Origin of the sequence: Methylobacterium planeticum (assembly GCF_008806345.1) — a bacterium.
GTDB lineage: Bacteria > Pseudomonadota > Alphaproteobacteria > Rhizobiales > Beijerinckiaceae > Methylobacterium > Methylobacterium planeticum.
Genome location: NZ_VZZJ01000003.1, coordinates 70,175 through 90,441, shown reverse-complemented (window position 1 = coordinate 90,441; position 20,267 = coordinate 70,175). Strand labels below are relative to the sequence as shown.

At 71.0% G+C, this 20,267-nt stretch carries 18 protein-coding genes; 11 read left to right on the top strand and 7 right to left on the bottom strand.

Annotated elements, in window-relative coordinates; translation table 11 throughout:
• Window positions 1-63 precede the first annotated feature (63 nt).
• Together F6X51_RS04160 and F6X51_RS04155 are read left to right on the top strand one after the other, a co-directional pair.
• The gene (locus F6X51_RS04160) at window positions 64-1,326 is read left to right on the top strand and encodes an N-acetylmuramoyl-L-alanine amidase (protein WP_150961963.1); all 1,263 of its coding nucleotides are present in this window, start codon (window positions 64-66) and stop codon (window positions 1,324-1,326) included.
• A gap of 175 nt (window positions 1,327-1,501) precedes the next feature.
• On the top strand, window positions 1,502-3,928 hold the full coding sequence (locus F6X51_RS04155; protein WP_150961962.1) for a penicillin-binding protein 1A: 2,427 nt from the start codon (window positions 1,502-1,504) through the stop codon (window positions 3,926-3,928).
• Between the two features lie 84 nt (window positions 3,929-4,012).
• Here the strand turns inward: F6X51_RS04155 and F6X51_RS04150 are convergent, their stop codons facing one another.
• The 5 genes from F6X51_RS04150 to F6X51_RS04130 form a co-directional block, all read right to left on the bottom strand.
• Entirely contained in the window at window positions 4,013-4,276 is a 264-nt protein-coding gene (locus tag F6X51_RS04150) for a hypothetical protein (protein ID WP_150961961.1), read from the bottom strand.
• 91 nt (window positions 4,277-4,367) lie between these two features.
• On the bottom strand, window positions 4,368-5,423 hold the full coding sequence (locus F6X51_RS04145) for an acyltransferase family protein (RefSeq protein ID WP_150961960.1): 1,056 nt from the start codon (window positions 5,421-5,423) through the stop codon (window positions 4,368-4,370).
• 82 nt (window positions 5,424-5,505) lie between these two features.
• Entirely contained in the window at window positions 5,506-7,617 is a 2,112-nt protein-coding gene (locus F6X51_RS04140; RefSeq protein WP_150961959.1) for a TonB-dependent receptor family protein, read from the bottom strand.
• 159 nt (window positions 7,618-7,776) lie between these two features.
• Complete coding sequence (locus F6X51_RS04135) at window positions 7,777-8,781, bottom strand: DUF1775 domain-containing protein (RefSeq protein ID WP_150961958.1); 1,005 nt, start codon at window positions 8,779-8,781, stop codon at window positions 7,777-7,779.
• Between the two features lie 42 nt (window positions 8,782-8,823).
• A complete protein-coding gene (locus tag F6X51_RS04130) occupies window positions 8,824-9,201 on the bottom strand; it encodes a hypothetical protein (protein WP_150961957.1) in 378 nt (125 codons plus the stop codon).
• 249 nt (window positions 9,202-9,450) lie between these two features.
• Here F6X51_RS04130 and F6X51_RS04125 point away from each other — a divergent pair, with 249 nt between their 5' ends.
• Entirely contained in the window at window positions 9,451-10,755 is a 1,305-nt protein-coding gene (locus tag F6X51_RS04125) for a L,D-transpeptidase family protein (RefSeq protein ID WP_150962223.1), read from the top strand.
• A 220-nt stretch (window positions 10,756-10,975) separates the two neighbouring features.
• On the opposite strand, the gene F6X51_RS27700 is transcribed toward F6X51_RS04125, so the two are convergent.
• Window positions 10,976-11,113: a hypothetical protein gene (locus tag F6X51_RS27700; protein ID WP_191970009.1), complete on the bottom strand. Its 138-nt coding sequence runs from the start codon at window positions 11,111-11,113 to the stop codon at window positions 10,976-10,978.
• 236 nt (window positions 11,114-11,349) lie between these two features.
• Here F6X51_RS27700 and glyA point away from each other — a divergent pair, with 236 nt between their 5' ends.
• From glyA to thiL, 7 genes are all read left to right on the top strand, one after another.
• Window positions 11,350-12,654 (top strand): serine hydroxymethyltransferase, encoded by a 1,305-nt coding sequence (glyA, locus tag F6X51_RS04120; protein WP_150961956.1) that lies wholly within the window; start codon window positions 11,350-11,352, stop codon window positions 12,652-12,654.
• A 122-nt stretch (window positions 12,655-12,776) separates the two neighbouring features.
• The gene (gene nrdR, locus F6X51_RS04115) at window positions 12,777-13,286 is read left to right on the top strand and encodes a transcriptional regulator NrdR (protein WP_210250286.1); all 510 of its coding nucleotides are present in this window, start codon (window positions 12,777-12,779) and stop codon (window positions 13,284-13,286) included.
• 17 nt (window positions 13,287-13,303) lie between these two features.
• Window positions 13,304-14,470 carry a bifunctional diaminohydroxyphosphoribosylaminopyrimidine deaminase/5-amino-6-(5-phosphoribosylamino)uracil reductase RibD gene (ribD, locus tag F6X51_RS04110; RefSeq protein WP_150961955.1) on the top strand — a complete coding sequence of 389 codons (1,167 nt, stop codon included), beginning with the start codon at window positions 13,304-13,306 and terminating at the stop codon, window positions 14,468-14,470.
• Window positions 14,395-15,036: a riboflavin synthase gene (locus tag F6X51_RS04105; RefSeq protein WP_150961954.1), complete on the top strand. Its 642-nt coding sequence runs from the start codon at window positions 14,395-14,397 to the stop codon at window positions 15,034-15,036. Before ribD ends, F6X51_RS04105 begins: the two co-directional genes overlap by 76 nt.
• 190 nt (window positions 15,037-15,226) lie before the next feature.
• Entirely contained in the window at window positions 15,227-15,742 is a 516-nt protein-coding gene (ribH, locus tag F6X51_RS04100; RefSeq protein WP_150961953.1) for a 6,7-dimethyl-8-ribityllumazine synthase, read from the top strand.
• Window positions 15,743-15,746: 4 nt separating this feature from the next.
• Entirely contained in the window at window positions 15,747-16,223 is a 477-nt protein-coding gene (gene nusB / locus F6X51_RS04095; RefSeq protein ID WP_150961952.1) for a transcription antitermination factor NusB, read from the top strand.
• Window positions 16,220-17,227, top strand: a complete 1,008-nt coding sequence (gene thiL, locus F6X51_RS04090) for a thiamine-phosphate kinase (protein ID WP_246696616.1) — start codon at window positions 16,220-16,222, stop codon at window positions 17,225-17,227. The genes nusB and thiL overlap by 4 nt, the downstream gene beginning before the upstream one ends.
• 9 nt (window positions 17,228-17,236) lie before the next feature.
• Here the strand turns inward: thiL and F6X51_RS04085 are convergent, their stop codons facing one another.
• Window positions 17,237-17,569 carry a hypothetical protein gene (locus F6X51_RS04085; RefSeq protein WP_150961951.1) on the bottom strand — a complete coding sequence of 111 codons (333 nt, stop codon included), beginning with the start codon at window positions 17,567-17,569 and terminating at the stop codon, window positions 17,237-17,239.
• Between the two features lie 355 nt (window positions 17,570-17,924).
• Here F6X51_RS04085 and F6X51_RS04080 point away from each other — a divergent pair, with 355 nt between their 5' ends.
• A complete protein-coding gene (locus F6X51_RS04080; RefSeq protein ID WP_150961950.1) occupies window positions 17,925-20,072 on the top strand; it encodes a sodium-translocating pyrophosphatase in 2,148 nt (715 codons plus the stop codon).
• The last annotated feature ends 195 nt before the right edge of the window (window positions 20,073-20,267 follow it).

Sequence of the window (20,267 nt, the reverse complement as noted above, 5' to 3'; positions counted from 1 at the left end):
CCAGCGATTAACCCTGTCCGGCCTATGCCCTAACGAAGAGGCACGGGAAACAACCGCAGACCGATGCTCGCACGCACGCGCCTGATCCGTTCCGCCCTCCTGGCGCTCGCTCTGATCGGGGCCGGGCCGGCGGATGCGCAGGACGGCGACAAGCCCCGCCTCGGGGCGGTCGCGATCGCGGCTGATCTGGCCGGCAGCCCGAACGGCCCGACCAAGCTCACGCTCACGCTGTCGAAGCCCGTCGAGGCGCGCGCTTTCGTGATGGAGCGGCCGGACCGGGCCGTGATCGACCTCGCCGAGGTGAACTTCCAGCTCCCCGCCGAGACCGGCCGGCGCCGGGAGGGCCTGGTGCAAACCTTCCGCTACGGCCTGTTCGCCCCCGGCCGCTCGCGCATCGTGGTCGATCTCGCGGGCCCCGCCACCGTGGGACGGATCGAATCCGTGACGCGCCCGCGCGACGGCGCCGTGCTGCTCTCGATCGAGTTCCAGCGGGCCGACCGCGAGGCGTTCCGCAAGGCCACGGTGTCGAGCGACCCATCCCCGGCCCAGCGCAGGTTTTCGGGCGCCGTCGAGCCCGCCGATGCGCGCCCGCTCATCATGGTCGATGCCGGGCATGGGGGCATCGATCCGGGCGCCATTGCGGCGACGGGGGCCTTCGAGAAGGATATCGTGTTCGGCTTCGCGCAGGCGCTGGTGAAGCGCCTCGAGGGCAGCGGGCGCTACCGCGTGCGCATGACCCGCGACCGGGACGTGTTCGTGCCGCTGGGCGAGCGGGTGCGGATCGCCCGTGAGGCCAAGGCCGACCTGTTCGTCTCAATCCACGCCGACTCGATCTCGGCTGCTCCCCAGGTGCGCGGCGCCACGATCTATACCGGCTCCGAGAAGGCCACCGACGCCGAATCCGCGCGCCTGGCGGACCGCGAGAACAAGGCCGACGCCGCCGCCGGCACCGATTCGAGCGAGGGTCCGAGCGACATCGCCGACATCCTGCAGGAGCTGACCCTGCGGGAGACCCGTGGCTTCTCCTCGGGCTTCGCCCGCACCCTGATGGGCCAGCTCGGTCCCGTGATGGAGATGAGCGCCAAGCCCCACCGGGAGGCGGGCTTCAAGGTCCTGCGCTCGCCGGACGTGCCGAGCGTGCTGGTCGAGCTCGGCTACCTGTCGAGCAAGCGCGACCTCGACCTCCTGCAATCCGAGTCCTGGCGCGAGAGCGTGACGGGGTCGATGGCCAGGGCCGTCGACCTGTTCTTCACGAACCGCGCCACCCTGGTCCGGCCCCCAGGGCCGGCCCGCCGCTCGGCCGCCATCGCCCCAGTTTCACCATAGATCCGGTGTCGATACGGGGTTAACGAAGCCCCGGTCGCGACGTCGCGCAATCGACATCCGTCAGCGGGCATGACACCACCGCCTGGCCGCCGCGATGCTCGTGATCGAGCGAGCGGGCGCGCCTGGACGCGAGCGCGTCCGCAGGTGGCGGCAGCAACCGACGACGGGACACCGGATGCGCTTCATCCTTCGCTTCTTCGCCTTCCTGTTCAGCGCGGGGGCCGTGGTGTTCGTCCTCCTCGCGGCGGCCGGCGCCTTCTTCTACTGGAAGTACAGCCAGGACCTGCCGGACCACGCCGCGCTCGCCAATTACGAGCCGCCGGTGATGACCCGCCTCCACGCCGCGGACGGCTCGCTGCTGGCCGAGTACGCGCGCGAGCGCCGCCTCTACCTGCCGATCCAGGCGATGCCCAAGATCGTGGTCGCGGCCTTCCTGTCGGCCGAGGACAAGAACTTCTACAAGCACGGCGGCATCGATCCCGAGGGCATCGTGCGTGCCGCGCTGACCAACGCCAAGAGCGGCAAGAAGCAGGGCGCCTCGACCATCACCCAGCAGGTGGCCAAGAACTTCCTCCTGTCGAGCGAGCAGACCTTCGACCGCAAGATCCGCGAGGCGCTGATCGCGCTGCGGATCGAGGCGACCTATTCCAAGGACAAGATCCTCGAGCTCTACCTCAACGAGATCTTCCTCGGGACCATCGTGCCCGGCCGCAACCTGCACGGCGTCGCGGCGGCGGCGCTCGATTATTTCGGCAAGTCCGTCCACGAGCTGACCATCAACGAGGCGGCCTACCTCGCGGCGCTCCCCAAGGGCCCGAACAACTATCACCCCTACCGCAAGACCCAGGCGGCTCTGGACCGGCGCAACGAGATCATCCGCCTGATGGCGGAGAACAGCTACATCACCAAGGAGGAGGCCGAAGCCGCCAAGAAGATGCCGCTCGGCATCAACCCGCGCGTCGCCTTCCCGAACGCCGCCAACGCCAACTACTTCACCGAGGAGGTCCGCCGCGAGATCTCCGAGCGCTACGGCGAGAAGAAGCTCTACGAGGGCGGCCTCTCGGTGCGCGCCACCCTCGACCCGAAGATGCAGGCCTGGGCCCGGAAGGCGCTGGTGGACGGGCTCGTCCGATACGACCAGTCGCATGGCTGGCGCGGCGCGCAGACCAAGGTCGACCTGACCGGTCGCGACTGGGGCATGGCGGTCGCCGAGGTCCCGGCGCTCGGCGACGTGGCGCCCTGGCGCCTCGCCGTCGTGCTCTCGACCAGCGGGGGCGGGGCCCAGATCGGCCTGCAGCCCCGGCGCGAGGCCGCCGGCACGGTCTCGAAGGAGCGCGAGACCGGAACGATCCCGGCCGAGGGCCTGAAGTGGACCGGCCGCGGCGCGGCCTCGGCCCTCAGCCCCGGCGACGTGATCTATGTCGAGGCGATCGACGGTGGCCGCGGCCAGTTCCGCCTGCGGCAGAAGCCGGAGGTCTCCGGCGCCATCGTGGCGATGGACCCCTATACGGGCCGCGTCCACGCCATGATCGGCGGCTTCTCCTACGACGAGAGCGAGTTCAACCGCGCCACCCAGGCCCAGCGCCAGCCCGGCTCCTCGTTCAAGCCGATCGTCTACTCGGCGGCCCTCGACAACGGCTACACCCCGTCCTCGATCGTGCAGGATTCGCCGATCACCATCGAGGCCGGCCCCGGCCAGGAGGCCTGGACGCCCTCGAACTACGACGGCAAGTCCGGCGGGCCGCACACGCTGCGCTACGGGATCGAGCACTCGAAGAACCTGATGACGGTGCGCCTCGCCAAGGACGTGGGCATGCCGCTCATCGCCGAGTATGCCCGCCGCTTCGGCGTCTACGACGATATGCTGCCGGTGCTGCCGATGTCGCTCGGCGCCGGCGAGACCACGGTGATGCGCATGGTCACGGCCTACTCGATGCTCGCCAATGGCGGGCGCCGCATCCGGCCGACGCTGATCGACCGGATCCAGGACCGGACCGGCGAGACGATCTACCGGCATGACAATCGCAAGTGCATCGGCTGCGACGCCGAGAAGTGGTCGGGCCAGGACGAGCCGAAGCTGGTGGACGATTCCGAGCAGGTGCTCGATCCGCTCACCGCCTACCAGATGGTCTCGATCATGGAGGGCGTGGTCCAGCGCGGCACCGCGACCATCCTGAAGCAGATCGGCAAGCCGCTCGCCGGCAAGACCGGAACCACGAACGACGCCAAGGATGCCTGGTTCGTGGGCTTCTCCCCGGATCTCGCGGTCGGCGTCTATATCGGCTTCGACAAGCCGCGCTCGCTCGGCGACCGCGCCACCGGCGGCGGACTCTCGGCGCCCATCGCCCTCGACTTCCTGAAGCAGGCCCTCAAGGACAAGCCGCCGACGCCCTTCCGCGTGCCCCCGGGCATCAAGCTCATCCGCGTCAACGTCGCGTCCGGCATGCGCTCCGGCTCGGGCGAGGGCGGCGGCACCATCCTGGAGGCGTTCAAGCCCGGCACCGCCCCGCCGGACGCCTACGTGGCCCAGCCCGCCGCCCCGCCGCCCGGCGCCGTGCCGCCGGATGCCGACCGCGCGGCCCAGGCCGGCGGGCTCTACTGAGACCGGCCGTCGGGACGGGGCGGGCCACGCGGCGCCGCCCCGTTTCTCCGCGGTCAGACGCATCGGGCGCGAGGCCCGGTCGTGTCAGTTGCGCAGTTCGGACCCTTCGCTCGGCCGCGGGGCCGGGACCACCGCGTCGAAGCGCTCGATGAAGCGCAGGCCGTCCCAGAGTTCGACGGCGTGCTCGCCGCTCAGCCTCTCGCCGAGGGCGAGGGCCGCGTGGTCGTCCTCCGCCGGCACGCGTTCGGTGCGCAGCACCAGACCCTCGGCCGTGAGGATCAGGGCGCGATAGCGCGGGCGGTGCGGGCCGGCATCCGGCCATGCGGGCCCGGAGGGAGCATTGGCCATGCTGGCTCCTGTTGGCATTGCGGGTCGCGGTCCGTGACCGCGGGCCGGCCTAGATTGCTCCCAATGAATGCAAAATACTAGCGGCCCCGCTTCAGCGAGGCGCCTGGGCGAGGCTGCGGCCCCGGGCCTGGCGTCGGCGCAGGAACGCCAGGGCGGGCCGCTCGAAGGCCAGGTGATAGGCGAGCCCGAAGCCCACGCCGAGGAGGATGCAGAGCGCGAGGCTCACGGGCCAGGGGCGCAGCGCCTCGAAGCGCCCGGCGATCCGCGCCCCCAGCGAGGCCACCGGGTTGTGCACGAGATAGATTGCGTAGGAGGCGTCGCCGAGCAGGATCATCCAGCCTGGGGCCGCGAGCGATCCGGCCCGCTCCAGCCAGACCGCGCCCGCCACCAGGACGGCGACCGCGAAGCCGAAGCCCATGCGGGCCGGGCCGGCGGGGTCGGTCCCGAGGGCGAAGAAGGCGACGAGCGCCGCGAGACCGATGACGAGCGCGGGCCCCGCCCAGGCCGGCGAGGCCCTGCGCACCGCCAGCGCCGCCAGCATCCCGGCGACGAACTCGGCGTTGATCGGCGCGAACAGGCTGAGCCAGGTCGGCGCCGCGTAGCTGGTCTCGAGGCCGAGCCAGATCCCGGCGAGGATCAGCCCGACCCAGGCGGCGACGATCCAGGCGAAGCCCCGCACGAAGTAGGAGAGCAGGAACAGGGCATAGAACATCATCTCGTGGACGAGGGTCCACGCTGCCGCGAGCGCCGGCGGAGCACCGGTCGGCAGAAGGGTCAGCGAGGTCACGAGGCTCCAACTGCGCTGGCTTCCCGAGACCTGCGGCAGGACGAGATAGAGGCCGATCATCGCGAGGGCGACCGGCCAGTAGGGCACGTAGATGCGCATCAGCCGCTTCACCGCGTAGGCGCGCGCCGCGGCCGCCCCCGCGGGATCGTCCCGATGGGCGTGCAGGATGATGAAGCCGCTGAGGACGAAGAAGAAGTCGACTCCGAAGGCGCCCCGCTCGAAGGCGAAGAAGGCTGCCTCCGGCAGGGCCTGCGCGTAGTCGCGGGTCGCGATCGCCGCGTGGTAGGCGACGATCGACAGCGCCGCGACGGCGCGGCCGGCCTGCAGGACGGTGATGACCCTGTCGCGTCTGCCCGTCATCCCGTCGCCCTGCCTGCCGGCTCCTGCATAGCCCAGGAACCCCGCCCCGCCTGTATCCGCGCGGCCACCGGCGGGGTGCGGCTCAGAACGAGGCGCGCACGCCGCCGAAGAGGCTGCGCCCGTTGCCGGGGTAGAAGGCCGCCAGCGCCGCTGCCCCGCCCACCGTCGCGGCGGCGTTCGTCACCACCGCGATGTCCGACACGTAGCGCGCATCCGTGAGATTGCGGGCATCCACGAACAGCGAGACGCCGTTGGCGAAGTCGATTCCGGTCTGGATGTTGAGCAGGGCGTAGCCCGGCACCTGCAGGGTGTTGGCGTGGTCGGCGAAGGCGCCCCGCGGCACCCAGTCCACCGAGGGCGCTAGGTAGAAGCCGCTCGGATGCGTGTAGGTGAGGATAGTGCGCAGCACGTCCCGCGGGATGCCGGCGATCTGGTTGTTGCCGAAGATCGGGTCGTTGACGAAGCGGAAGTCGTTGTGGGTCCAGATCTGGCTCACCGTGAGCCGGTCGCCGATCCCCGCGAGGTCGCGGGTCAGGTCGAGGCTCGCCGCCGCCTCGACGCCCTGGTGGCGGGTGCGGGGCGCGTTGAAGGTCGCGGCCGGGATGTTGAGGCCGGGATTGACCGAGAAGTTGATCAACTCGTCCCGGATCTCCGAGCGATAGAGGGTCACGTCCCAGGACAATCGGTCGATCCGGCCGCGCGTGCCGGCCTCGTAGGTCCAGGCACGCTGGGCCTGGAGCGGCACGAAGGTGGTGTTCAGGGTGTTCGTCTGAACCAGATCGCTGAAATCCGGCACGTCCCGCGAGCGGGTGACGTCGCCGAAGACCTGGATCTCGGGCAGCGGCTGCCAGAGCAGGCCGAGCTTCGGGTTGACGCCCTCGTAGGTCTCGTTGGCGAAGGAGGCGAACTGGCTGGCCCCCGTGAAGCCGCCCTTGTTGCTGTATGTCCGGTTCGAGGAGAACAGCTTCGCGCCCGTCATCAGCGCCACGTCCGGCAGGAACCAGAAGCGGTTCTCGCCGTAGGCTTCGAGGTTCGAGGCGCTCTGGAGCGCGTTGAGCGTCTGGGCGCCGCGGTTGCCCTGGACGTTGAGGTATTGCTGCGCCGAATTATGTCCCGCGAAGGCGCGCAGGCCGAGGATCGTGTCGTTGCGGAAGCCCGCGACGTCGAAGCTGCCCGACCAGTGCGGGGCGATGCCGTAGGTCCAGCCGTCCTGGTCGATCACCTGGAAGATCGGGTGGTAGAGCGACTTGTGGATCGCCCAGGTGTCGATATCGAGCTTGCCGACGTCGAGCACGAACGAGGTGCGGTTGGCGATCCGCTCGGTCTCGACCTTCCGCGACTGGTTGCCGGTGATGGCGGTCGGGTTGGCGAGGCGCGGGTTGTTCAGGCTGTTGTCGAGGGTGAGCGAGCCCGGCAGCTTCTGGTCGGTGAGGTAGACGCCGACGTAGAACCGGGTCTCGACGCCCGGCGCGAGCTGATAGCCGACATTGGCGTTGACGTTCTGCGTGCGCTGGGTCTCGTGGTCCCGGTAGCCGTCCGAGTTCGTCAGGGTGCCGTTGATGAGGAAATCGGCCGGCCCCGAGATGCGGGAGAACTGGAAGTTCTCGCGGATCGTGCCGAACGAGCCCCCGTCGACGCGCAGGATGTTCGGTGCGAAGGCCGTCTGGGCGGTCGGCGTCACGAAGTTGACCGCGCCGCCGAGCGTCGTCGCCCCGAAGGTGAGCGCGTTGCCGCCCTTGTAGACCTCGACCGAGCGCAGGGCGAGCGGATCGATCTGGTAGAAGTCGCCGCTGCCGTCCGCGAGGTTGAACGGGATGCCGTCCTGCAGCACCTCGATGCCGCGCAGGTGGAAGCCGCGGCTGATGCCCGACCCGCGCACCGAGAGGCGCAATTCCTGGCCGTAGCGCTCCTGCACGTAGACGCCCGGAACATCCTTGAGCACGTCCCGCAGGGTGTTGGCGTAGCGGTTCTGGAAGGTGGCCGCGTCCACGAAGGCGACCGAGCCGACCGTGGCGTTGACCGCCGCGCGCTGCTCGGCGACGCTCGGCACCGTCAGGGAGCCGGGGGAGGGCGTCCCGCTGACCGAGAGCTCGGGCAGGGCCGCGCTGGCCGCGGCCGGCTCGGCGAGGGCGCGGGGGGCGCCCGACAGGATGAGGGCGAGCGCCAGGGCGCCCGGTTGGAGAACGCGAGACATCGGTCGGACTCCGGACGGCGCCCGACCCGGTCCGGGGGCTGCGCGTCCAAGCGAGGAGAGGGTGCGCGAACGCGCGCGCACGGATTGCGTGGGGGGCGGCCGGGCGCCGCTCGCCCGAGCCCGGGGACGCGGCGCCATCGGCGTGCCCGGTCCCGCCCGTCAGTGGTGGCTGTGGCCGCCCGCGGCCTCGCCGCCGGGCCCCTGCGCGCCGATCGGCGCGACCGTGAAGGTCACCGGCACCGTGCCGGCGCGGGCGAAGGTGAGGCTGCCCTGGACCGTCTCGCCGGCCTTCGGACCGCTCTTCAGGTCCTGGAACATCAGGTGGAGACCGCCGGGTTTCAGCTCGACGGTCTCGCCGGGCTTGATCGTCAGGCCGCCCTCGACCGTCGCCATCCTCATCACGCCGCCCTCCATGGACATGGCGTGGATCTCGCCCCGCTCCGCCTGCGGGATCGCAGCGGCCGTCAGGGTATCCGGCTGGCTGCCGGTGTTGGTGATGCGCACGTAGCCGCCCGCCACCTTGGCGCCGCCGGGCGTCGCCCGCATCCAGGGCGTCTCGATCGAGAGGTCGCCGGCCTTCATAGCGGGGACTTGCACGGCGGGGACTAGCGCGGCGGGGACTTGCACGGCGCCCTTCTGCGCCGCCGCGACAATGCGCACGCCGGGGGCGGGCGACTTCAGGTCCTTCGCGCTCTGGCCGGCGGCCGGGACCTCGCTCCAGCGGTACTGGCCCGTCGTGCAATCCTGCTCGATCGGGAAATAGACGGTGCTTCCCGGCGCGAAGGCGTCCGAGACCCGAGCGAAGAAGGTGAACTCGTCGATCTGGTCGTCCGGCAGCTCGCCACCGGTCCAGGTGATCGTCTTGACCCCCTCGCTCACGCTGCCGTGGAAGGATTGGTAGGGCCGCTCGTAGGCGCCCCGCGCGGTGGCGATCTGCCAGCCGGCCTTCGGCATCGGCTTGGCGCCGACCATGCCCTCGGGGATCGTCACGCTCACCCGCGTCGTCGGCCGCCCGTCGCAGCCATGCGTGATCTGGATGACGCCGCGGTAGCTGGCGTTGGGACTCGCCTCCTTGCGCTCGAGGGTGGCGTGCGCGAGGGCGACGGTGGTGGACAGGGTGAGGACGAGGGCGGCGCAGAGCTCGGCCCGGGGAATGCGGTGCATGGCTGGATATCCGTCGGTCTGAAGGGATCGGGTGGGATCGGTTCAGACGACGGGCGGCCCTCGCGGATGCGCGATCGATCCGGGCGGTCCACGGGCCGACGCGGCGGCGACCGGCTCCCAGGCGATTCGGATCGCGGCGCGGCGCGACCACGCGAGCAGGGTCGCGGGCGGGCGCGGCGGCTCCGCGCCGGCGGCGAGGTGGGCCGCGAGGCAGCAATCGCCCGAATGGTGCGGGACCGGCCCGGCCGGCCCGTCATCGACGGGGCCGTGCGTGTCCATCGTCAGGCAGAGCACGCCGCCGGGGGCGGGGGCGCCCAGCGGCATCAGTCCGCCCAGGAAGGCCTGCAGCACGAACGCGTAGAGCGCGATCACCGCCGTGACCGCGCGCAGGCTCCTCGCTCTGGTGTGCCTCGTGCCCATGGGTTCTCCCTTAGGCGATGGGCGACCGCCGCGCCATTGTTGCCACAGGGCGGGCCGCCGCGCTGTTGCCGCAGGGCCGCACAGGGGCGTCGCGTGCGGTCGATGTGCGCCCCGGCACGGCGACGCCATATTCTGGCCCGGAGAGCATGGGTTCTTAACCGTACCTCGACACCTTGAGGGCATGGGATGCGCGGCGCCTCGACGCCGCGATCCAGACCTGCCCCAGCCATGGACCAGAGCTTCCGCCCGATGCTGACACAGGCTCCCACTCCCCGCGCGCTCGGCCTCGCCCTCCTCACCACGGTGGCGCTGGCCGCGGCCCCGGCGCTCGCCCGCGATCCCGGCGGTTTCGCCCAGGCCGAATGGGCCCAGGACTACGCCTCGCCCGCCACCATGCAGGTGCAGCGCTCCTCGACCCCGATCCTGTCGCCGCAGACGGTGGCGGCGACCGAGCAGATGGTCGAGCGCTACAAGGACATTGTCGCCCGGGGCGGCTGGCGTCCGGTCTCCGGCGCCGACCGCCTGCGCATCGGCGCCAAGAGCCCCGTCGTCGCCGCCGTGCGCCAGCGCCTGATCGTCACGGGCGACCTCGACGCGACCTCGGGGGCCTCGGGCGTCTACGATTCCTACGTCGCGGCCGCCGTGAAGCGCTTCCAGGCCCGCCACGGCCTGAGCCAGACCGGAACCATGAGCCAGGCCACGCAGCAGGCCATGAACGTGCCGGCGGATGTCCGCCTGCGCCAGCTCGAGATCAACGCGGTGCGCCTGCGTTCCTATTCGGGCAACCTCGGCAACCGATTCGTGATCACGAACATCCCGGCGGCCCTGGTCCAGACCGTCGAGAACGGTCAGGTCGTGACGCTCCACGCCGCCGGCGTCGGCAAGATCGACCGCCAGTCGCCGATCATGAACACCAAGGCGACGCAGATCAATTTCAACCCCTTCTGGACGGTCCCGGCTTCCATCGTGAAGAAGGACCTCATCCCCAAGATGCAGAAGGACGCGACCTACCTCACCGAGAACAAGATCCGCATCTTCTCGGGCGAGACCGAGATCTCGCCGGCCTCGGTGAACTGGAACTCGGACGAGGGCACGCGCTACCGCTACCGCCAGGATTCGGGCGCCGACTTCAACTCGATGGGCATCGTGCGCATCAACATCCCGAACCCCTACGGCGTGTTCATGCACGACACGAACACCAAGGGCGTGTTCGGCGACGATTTCCGCTTCATCTCCTCGGGCTGCGTGCGCGTGCAGAACGTGCGCGAGTACATCACCTGGCTCCTCAAGGACACGCCCGGCTGGGGCCGCGCCGAGGTCGAGCAGGCGATCGAGAGCGGCAAGCGCGTCGACGCCACCCTCAGCAGCCCGGTGCCGGTCTACTGGACCTACATCACGGCCTGGGCGACCCCGGACGGCCTCGTGCAGTTCCGCGACGACATCTACAAGCGCGACGGCGTCAACGTGCCCTCGACGATCTCGGCCCCGACCCCGGTCGCGAGCGCGCAATCGACCGTGCCGGAGAGCTTCGAGCCGGGCGACGAGGAGAACTGAGCCGCCGGGCGGGTCGGGACGATTTCACGAGGCCCGCGCCTTACCCGAGGCGCGGGCCTTTTTCTGTTGCACGCATCGGGTGCAGATCCTGGCGAAGCACTCAGGTGTCGGGATACCGGGACCAGACTTCAGACGGTCGAGCGTTTCCAAGCCTTGGCGCGCGCCTTGAAGGACGGTCGATTGGCTTCGCGTCGTCGGCTTCGCGGCCCCCTACCGATCCTCAGGGCTGAGGCGACACCTTCGCGTCCAGCACGGCCTTGAATGCCGGCCACTGCGCCTCGACCGATCGGGCATAGGATATGGCCTCTTCGGCGTTCAGGATGCGTCCGTCGCTCGTCTCGAAGACGAGGCCCTGCACGGCCGATTGGAGCAAATTCCTAAAAACGTCCGGTGATATCTCGTCCCCAACCCGGATCTCCGCGGGTCGAACGCCGCACGTCCCATCCCATCAAATCTTTTTCATCATGGACACAAATTCGCCTGTGCTTGGCCTGGCATCCCAGCGCGTGTAGAGATCGTGGTCTGAACGCCCGCCCGTGCACGCCGACGGGTCAGCCGGGTGCGTCACCCGATCATAAGAGCAAGAGGCCATCCATGACCGCCGGTACCGCCGCCGACAAGCACTTCTCGAACACGTTCTTCGCGGCCTCCCTCGCCGAGGCGGATCCCGAGATCTCGAAGGCCGTCGAGCAGGAACTCGGCCGCCAGCAGCACGAGATCGAGCTGATCGCCTCGGAGAACATCGTCTCGCGCGCCGTCCTCGAGGCGCAGGGCTCGGTCCTGACGAACAAGTACGCCGAGGGCTATCCGGGCCGGCGCTATTACGGCGGCTGCCAGTTCGTCGACGTCGCCGAGAACCTCGCCATCGAGCGCGCCAAGCGCCTGTTCGATTGCGGCTTCGCCAACGTGCAGCCGAATTCCGGCTCGCAGGCGAACCAGGGCGTGTTCATGGCCCTGATGCAGCCCGGCGACGTCTTCCTCGGCCTCGACCTCGCGGCCGGCGGCCACCTCACCCACGGCGCCCCCCCGAACGTCTCGGGCAAGTGGTTCAAGCCCGTCTCCTACACCGTGCGCCGCGACGACCAGCGCATCGACATGGAGCAGGTCGAGCGCCTCGCCCACGAGCACAAGCCCAAGGTCATCATCGCGGGCGGCTCGGGCTACCCGCGCCACTGGGACTTCGCCAAGTTCCGTGAGATCGCGGACGCGGTCGGCGCCTACTTCTTCGTCGACATGGCCCACTTCGCGGGCCTCGTGGCGGCCGGCGTCCATCCGTCGCCGTTCCCGCACGCTCACGTCGCCACCACGACGACCCACAAGACGCTCCGCGGCCCCCGCGGCGGCATGATCCTGACGAACGACGAGGCGCTGGCCAAGAAGTTCAACTCGGCGATCTTCCCCGGCCTCCAGGGCGGCCCGCTGATGCACGTCATCGCCGGCAAGGCCGTGGCATTCGGCGAGGCCCTGAAGCCCGAGTTCAAGATCTACGCCCGCCAGGTCATCGAGAACGCCAAGGCCCTCGCCGACACCCTGATCTCGGGCGGCTACGACATCACCTCGGGCGGCACCGACAACCACCTGATGCTCGTCGACCTCCAGAGGAAGGGCCTCACCGGCAAGGCGGCGGAAGCCGCGCTGTCGCGGGCCGACATCACCTGCAACAAGAACGGCGTGCCGTTCGATCCGCAGAAGCCCACCATCACCTCGGGCATCCGCCTCGGCACCCCGGCCGGCACCTCGCGCGGCTTCGGCGTCGCCGAGTTCAAGCAGATCGGCGGCCTGATCGTCGAGGTGCTCGATGGTGTCGCGGCCAAGGGCGAGGCGGGCGATGCGGCGGTCGAGGCCGCCGTCAAGGAGAAGGTGCACGCCCTCACGGCGCGCTTCCCGATCTACGGCTGAACCATCGGCGCGGATCCGGCGGGTTGACCTTCCGGAGCTGCGCACACCACGTTAGAGAACGGCCGCGGATCGCCGATCCGCGGCCGTTTTCGTTCGATCCGAGAGTGAGGCAGGTCCGCCCGATGCGGTGTCCCTATTGCGGCGGCTCCGACACGCAGGTGAAGGATTCGCGCCCGAGCGAGGACGGCGCCGCGATCCGCCGCCGCCGGGTCTGTCCCGATTGTGCCGGCCGGTTCACCACCTTCGAGCGCGTCCAGCTGCGCGAGGTCACGGTGCTCAAGCGCTCGGGCAAGCGCGTCCCCTTCGACCGCGACAAGCTGCAGCGCTCGATCGACGTGGCCCTGCGCAAGCGCGCGGTCGACCCGGAGCGGATCGAGCGCCTCGTCAGCGGCATCACCCGCCAGCTCGAGAGCAGCGGCGAGGCCGAGGTGACGAGCGAGTCGATCGGCGAGCTGGTCATGGAGGGGCTGAAGGGGCTCGACGACGTCGCCTACGTGCGCTTCGCCTCGGTCTACAAGAACTTCCGCGAGGCCAAGGACTTCGAGGACCTGCTCGGCACCCTCGGGCCGGCCGCCGGCCACGTGAACCCGGACGCGGTGCCGCCCCGGCGCAAGGCGCGGGTGCGCCCGTGAGCGCGGATGACCGGTTCATGCGCCTCGCCCTCGCGGTGGGGTACCGCAACCTCGGACGCACCGCCCCCAACCCCTCCGTCGGAGCCGTGGTGGTGGCGGGGCCCCCGGGCCGCGAGCGCGTCGTGGGCCTCGGCGCCACGGCGCCCGGGGGCCGGCCCCACGCCGAGCCGCTGGCGCTCGCCATGGCGGGGGAGGCCGCGCGCGGCGCCACCCTCTACGTGACGCTCGAGCCCTGCTCGCATCACGGCCGCACGCCCCCCTGCACGGACGCGATCATCGCCTCGGGCGTCGCCCGCGTCGTCACGGCGATCGAGGATCCGGACCCGCGGGTCGCCGGGCGCGGGCATGGGCTGATCGAGGCCGCCGGCCTCGCGCTGACGACCGGCGTGCTGCGCGCCGAGGCCCATCGCGACCATCTCGGCCACATCCTGCGCGCCACCCGGGGCCGCCCGGCGGTCAGCCTGAAGCTCGCGCGCACCCGGGACGGCTTCGCGGCGGGATCCCCGAAGGAACGCCTGCGCATCACCGGGCCGATCGCGGATGGGGCGGTCCACCTGTGGCGGGCCCATGCAGACGCCATCCTGGTGGGCATCGGCACGGCGCGGGCCGACGACCCCTCCCTCACCGTGCGGCTGCCCGGACTGGCACAGCGCTCGCCGCTGCGGGTGGTGCTCGACTCGCACCTGCGCCTGCAGCCCGCCAGCACCCTGGTCCGCGGCGCCCGCGACGTGCCGACCCTGGTGATCACCACCCGCACCGCCCCGGCCCATGCCAAGCGCACGCTGACGACCTTCGGCGTCGAGGTCGCCAGCGTCGCGGCCGATCCGGCCGGCCGCGTCGACCTGCGGGCCGCCCTCGCGCTCCTCGCCGGGCGCGGCATCACCCGGCTCTGCAGCGAGGGCGGGCCCTATCTCGCCGACGCGCTGGCGGCGGCCGACCTCGTCGATACCTGCACGCTGATCACGGGCCCGGTCGCCCTCGGCCATGCCGACGGGCTGCCCGCCATCGGCCCGCGCCTGGCGCAGGCCCTGGAAAGCGGCCATCTCCGCGCAGTCGAGACCCTCGATCTTGGGCCCGACCGCGCCGTCACCTTCGAGCGGAGGCTCCCATGTTCACCGGTCTCGTCTCCGATATCGGAACCGTCGTCGGCGTCACCGGCGACGAGCGCCTGCGACGCCTGCTGATCCGCTCGCACTACGACCCGGCCTCGATCGCCCTCGGAGCCTCGATCGCCTGCTCGGGGCCCTGCCTCACGGTGGTCGCGGTGGATGCGGCGGATGGCGGCGCGGTCTTCGCCGTCGACGCGGCGGCCGAAACCCTCGCCCGCACCACCGCCGGGCTCTGGCGCGAGGGCACCCGCCTCAACCTCGAACGCTCCCTCAAGATCGGCGACGAACTCGGCGGCCACCTCGTCACCGGCCATGTCGACGGCCTCGCCGAGATCGTCTCCCGCGAGCCCGTCACGGGCGGGGAGGGCGATTGGGGGGCGAGCGAGCGCTTCACCCTCCGGGCCCCGGGCCCCTTCGCGAGGTTCATCGCCCAGAAGGGCTCCGTCTGCCTCGACGGCACCTCGCTCACCGTCAACACCGTGGAGGGCGATCGGTTCTCGGTGCTGCTCATCCCCCACACCTTGCAGGTGACCACCTGGGGTGAGCGCCGCGAGGGCGACCGGCTCAACCTGGAGGTGGATCTCATCGCCCGCTACGCCGCGCGTCTCAGCGAGAGCCGCGAGGTCCCGCAGCCGGCCTGAGACGATCGCGGCGGCCTCCGGGCACGCGCAGGCCTCCTGCGCGCTTGTGGTGCGGCGACCTTCGGTCTAGTGCTCGCGTCCCGCAGCCGGGCCCACATCGCAGCCCGAGGCCGAGGCGCGGGCACCAGATAAGATTCCGGGGAAGCGGCCGGGCAAGGCGCGAAGCACGTTTGCATCCACGAAGGCCACGATGGTTTCGACGTCATCCTCCCCCCGCCGCGAGGCGAATCCGGACCCGGCCCTGAAGGACGCGCGCGTCCTCGTGGTCGAGGGACGCTTCTACGACGACATCGCCGACGAGCTCCTGGCCGGCGCGCGGGGCGCGATCGCGGCGGCCGGCGCGCGGGCGATCACCGTCACGGTGCCGGGCGCCCTCGAGATCCCGGCGACCATCGCGATCCTGCTCGAGGCCGCCGAGCGCGCGGGCGAGCCCTACGACGCGGTGGTGGCCCTCGGCTGCGTCATCCGCGGCGAGACCGGCCACTACGACATCGTCGCGGGCGAGAGCGCGCGGGCCCTGATGGACCTCTCGGTCGCCCGGCACCTGCCCCTCGGCAACGGCATCCTGACGGTCGAGACCGAGGCGCAGGCCCTCGCCCGCGCCCGCGTCGCCGAGATGAACAAGGGCGGCGGGGCGGCCGAGGCGGCGCTCGCCGTGCTCGCCCTGAAGCGGGCGGCCTCGGCCGCCTCCGTCGCGGAGGCCTGAGGCCATGAGCAAGGTCAACGAGCGCACCGGCGCACGCCTCGCGGTGGTGCAGGCCCTCTACGAGATGGAGATCTCCGGCAAGGGCGTCCTCGACGCGCTGGCCGAGTTCGAGGCCTTCTGGATCGGCCAGGAGATCGACGGCGTCGCCCATCCGGCGGCGGACGCGGCCTTCTTCCGCGATCTCCTGCGCGGCGCCGTCGAGGAGCAGCGCGCCATCGACCCGCAGGTGGACCGCGCCCTGTCGCAGGGCTGGCCCCTCAAGCGCCTGGAGGCGGTGCTGCGCGCCATTCTGCGGGCGGGGGCCTACGAGCTGATGTTCCGCCGCGACGTACCGGCCCGCTCGGCGATCTCGGAATATGTCGACGTCGCCCACAGCTTCTACACCGGCGAAGAGCCGGGCCTCGTCAACGCCGTCCTCGACAAGGTCGCGCGCGAGGTGCGCCCCTCCGAACTGGCCCTGCCGGACACCAAGCGGGGGTGAGCGCGGCTGCGGAGAGCGGGCGCCTGACCGAGGACGCCCTGATCGCACGCTACTTCGCGCCGCTCGCCGGTCCCGGCGCCGACGGTCTCCGGGACGATGCCGCAACTCTGACCCCGAGCCCCGGCCACGACCTCGTCCTCACGGCGGACGCGATCGTGGCGGGCGTCCACTATTTCCCCGAGGATCCGCCCGCCTCGATCGCCCGCAAGGCGCTCGGGGTGAACCTCTCGGACCTCGCCGCCAAGGGTGCGCGGCCCCGCGGCTACCTCCTCACCCTGGCGCTTCCTCCGGACTGGACGGAGCCCTGGCTCGCCGGTCTCACGGACGGACTCCGGGAGGCCGCGGAGGCCTTCGGCTGCCCGCTCCTCGGCGGCGACACCGTCCGGGCGGCCGGGCCCGCGCTTCTCGGGGTCACGGCGCTCGGCGAGGTGCCGGCAGGCACCATGGTCCGGCGCCCGACCGCGCGGATCGGCGACCGTATCTGCGTCACCGGCACGATCGGCGACGCGGCGCTCGGCCTCGCCCTGCGCCTCGCGCCGGACGCGGCCTGGGTCGCCGGCCTCGGCGAGGCCGAGCGGGATCACCTGCGCGACCGCTACCTGCATCCGCGCCCGCGCCTCGCCCTGGCGGCGACGCTCCGCCGCTACGCCAGCGCCGCGATGGACGTCTCGGACGGTCTCGTCGGCGACCTCGCCAAGATGCTGAGGGGCGCCGGCCGCGGCGCCACCGTCGACCTCGCCGACATCCCCCTGTCGCCGGCGGCCGCGCGCGCCGTCGCGGCCGCGCCCGACCTCCTCGGCACCGCGCTGACCGGAGGCGACGACTACGAGATCGTCTGCACCGTCGCGCCGGACCATCTCGATGCCTTCCGGGGCGAGGCGCTGGCGGCAGGGGTCCCGCTCGCGGTGATCGGCAGCGTCGAGGCGGATGCCGGCGCGCCGGTCTTCCGGGACGGGGAGGGGGCGAGCCGCAGCTTCGCGGCCGGCGCCTTCAGCCACTTCTGAGGCGGCGCCTCAGCGGGCGGGATCGGTGGGTCCGAGGCTCCCGTTGCCGCCGATATGCGCCACGCTCTCGGGCGGCAGGCCGAGCTGCACCCGCACGTCGTCCATCAGGCGCTGCGCCACGATCGGCATCCAGAGGGCGAGGTCCGCCTGCGTCAGAGCCGGCCGGCCCATCGGGGGCTCGTCGCGCTTCGGCGGCGCCGAGAACGCGCGCTGCAGCACACGGAGAAGCTCGGGCCGCATTTCCGGCGGCTGATCGTTCAGGCGCTCGGCGACGAGGAACTGGACCGCGCTCGTCAGAACCTCGATCGTGGCAGCCAGCTTGGCGACTTGGTCGCTGCTCATGGGGTCGGTCTCCGCGCTTCGAAGCGGGCCCGTCCTAGACCATTTTTCCCCGCGATGGCGCGGTGGCGCGCGGTTTGCCGGCACGGAGGTCCCGGACATTCCGGGGCGGCAACTCTATTGCGCACATGCAGAGTTGCGTGCCGGCCCGGCGGCGCGGATACTCGTCGCATGCTGCATTGCAGCAATGCAGGATGTTCGCAATGGTACGCGGTGTTTGCGCTTGGCCGTGAAGTTTGGCAATCAGGACGCACACTTCCGGGGAGGAGTGCACAGACCGGGCCTTCGTCCCATGGCCGTCCCGGCCAAGCCCGGTAACAAAAGCCCAACGCCAGGCACCAGAACCAAGGACGGTAGAATGACCGCATTGCTGCTGATCATCCTGGGCGGGCTCTGCGCCGTCGCCTACGGAATCGTCACGATCAACGACGTGATGAAACGCGACGCCGGGACCCAGCGCATGCAGGAGATCGCGGGGGCGATCGCCGAGGGCGCGCAGGCGTATCTGCGCCGTCAATACGCCACCATCGGGATCGTCGGCGTCATCCTGTTCGTGGCGCTCGCCTATTTCCTCGGGATCAAGGTCGCCATCGGCTTCCTCATCGGCGCGGTGCTCTCGGGCACGGCCGGATTCATCGGCATGAACGTCTCGGTGCGGGCCAACGTGCGCACCGCCCAGGCCGCCTCGACGTCGCTCGGCGGCGGCCTCGAGGTCGCGTTCAAGTCCGGCGCCGTCACCGGCATGCTGGTGGCCGGGCTCGCGCTGCTCGGCGTCGCCCTCTACTACACCTACCTGACCCGCTTCGCCGGCCTCGCGCCCGCGAGCCGCGAGGTCATCGACGCCCTCGTGGCGCTCGGCTTCGGCGCCTCGCTGATCTCGATCTTCGCCCGCCTCGGCGGCGGCATCTTCACCAAGGGCGCGGATGTCGGCGGCGACCTCGTCGGCAAGGTCGAGGCCGGGATCCCGGAGGACGACCCGCGCAACCCCGCCACCATCGCGGACAACGTCGGCGACAATGTCGGCGACTGCGCCGGCATGGCGGCCGACCTGTTCGAGACCTACGCGGTCACGGTCGTGGCCACCATGGTGCTCGCCGCGATCTTCTTCGCCGGCCAGACCGACATCGGCGGCCGCAACGTCCTCGAGGCGATGATGCTCTACCCGCTGGCCATCGGCTCGGCCTGCATCCTCACCTCGATCGCCGGCACCTACGCGGTGCGGCTCGGGGCCAACCAGTCGATCATGGGCGCCCTCTACAAGGGGCTGATCGCCGCCGGCGTGCTCTCGGTCGGCGCCATCGCGGCGGTGAACTTCGCCCTGTTCGGCGGCCTCGCCACCGAGTTCAAGACCACCACGGGCGTCAGCTTCACCTCGGGCGGCCTCCTCGGCTGCGCGGTGATCGGCCTCGTGATCACCGCGATGATCGTCGTGATCACCGAGTACTACACCGGCACCAACTATCGCCCGGTGAAGTCGATCGCGGACGCTTCCGTGACCGGCCACGGCACCAACGTGATCCAGGGACTGGCGATCTCCCTCGAGTCGACGGCCCTGCCCGCCCTCGTCATCGTCGGCGGCATCATCGCCACCTACGCGCTCGCGGGCCTGTTCGGCATCGCCATCGCGGTCACCGCGATGCTGGCGCTGGCGGGCTTCGTCGTCGCCCTCGACGCCTTCGGGCCGGTCACCGACAATGCCGGCGGCATCGCCGAGATGGCGGGGCTTCCGCCGGAGGTGCGCAAGTCGACGGACGCCCTCGATGCCGTCGGCAACACCACCAAGGCGGTGACCAAGGGCTACGCCATCGGCTCGGCGGGCCTCGGTGCCCTGGTGCTGTTCGCGGCCTACACCTCGGACCTGAACTACTTCATCCAGAACGCGAGCCCGACCCAGTACCGGTTCTACCAGGGGCTCTCGATCGATTTCTCCCTCTCCAACCCCTACGTGGTGGTCGGCCTGCTGCTCGGCGGCCTCATCCCCTACCTGTTCAGCGGCATCGCCATGACGGCGGTCGGGCGCGCCGCCGGCGCCGTGGTGGAGGAGGTCCGCCGCCAGTTCCGCGAGAAGCCCGGCATCATGCAGGGCACGGACCGGCCCGATTACGGCCGCGCCGTCGACATGCTGACCCGGGCCGCCATCAAGGAGATGGTGGTGCCCTCGCTGCTGCCCGTGCTCTCGCCGATCGTGCTGTTCTTCGTGATCCAGGCGATCGCGGGCAAGAGCCAGGCCTTCGCCACCGTCGGGGCGATGCTCCTCGGCGTCATCATCACGGGGCTCTACGTCGCCATCTCGATGACCTCGGGCGGCGGCGCCTGGGACAACGCGAAGAAGTACATCGAGGACGGCCACTACGGCGGCAAGGGCTCGGACGCCCACAAGGCGGCCGTGACCGGCGACACCGTCGGCGACCCCTACAAGGACACGGCGGGCCCCGCCGTGAACCCGGCGATCAAGATCACCAACATCATCGCCCTGCTGCTGCTCGCGGTCCTCGCCCACAGCTGAGCGTCCCTCCGGAAGCCCGAAGCGCGCCCGCCGCAGGCGGGCGCGCTTTTTGTCGCTGCTCCGATCCAGCCGCCGCGCCGACGCGCGCCAAGCGGCGGATTGCATGTTCGCCCGTTTGAATCCAAGCTCCTGCGAAAGCTACTTCCAGCGTATCCGGCCGTGCGAGCGGGCTGCGCGAAAGGTATCGCGATGCGC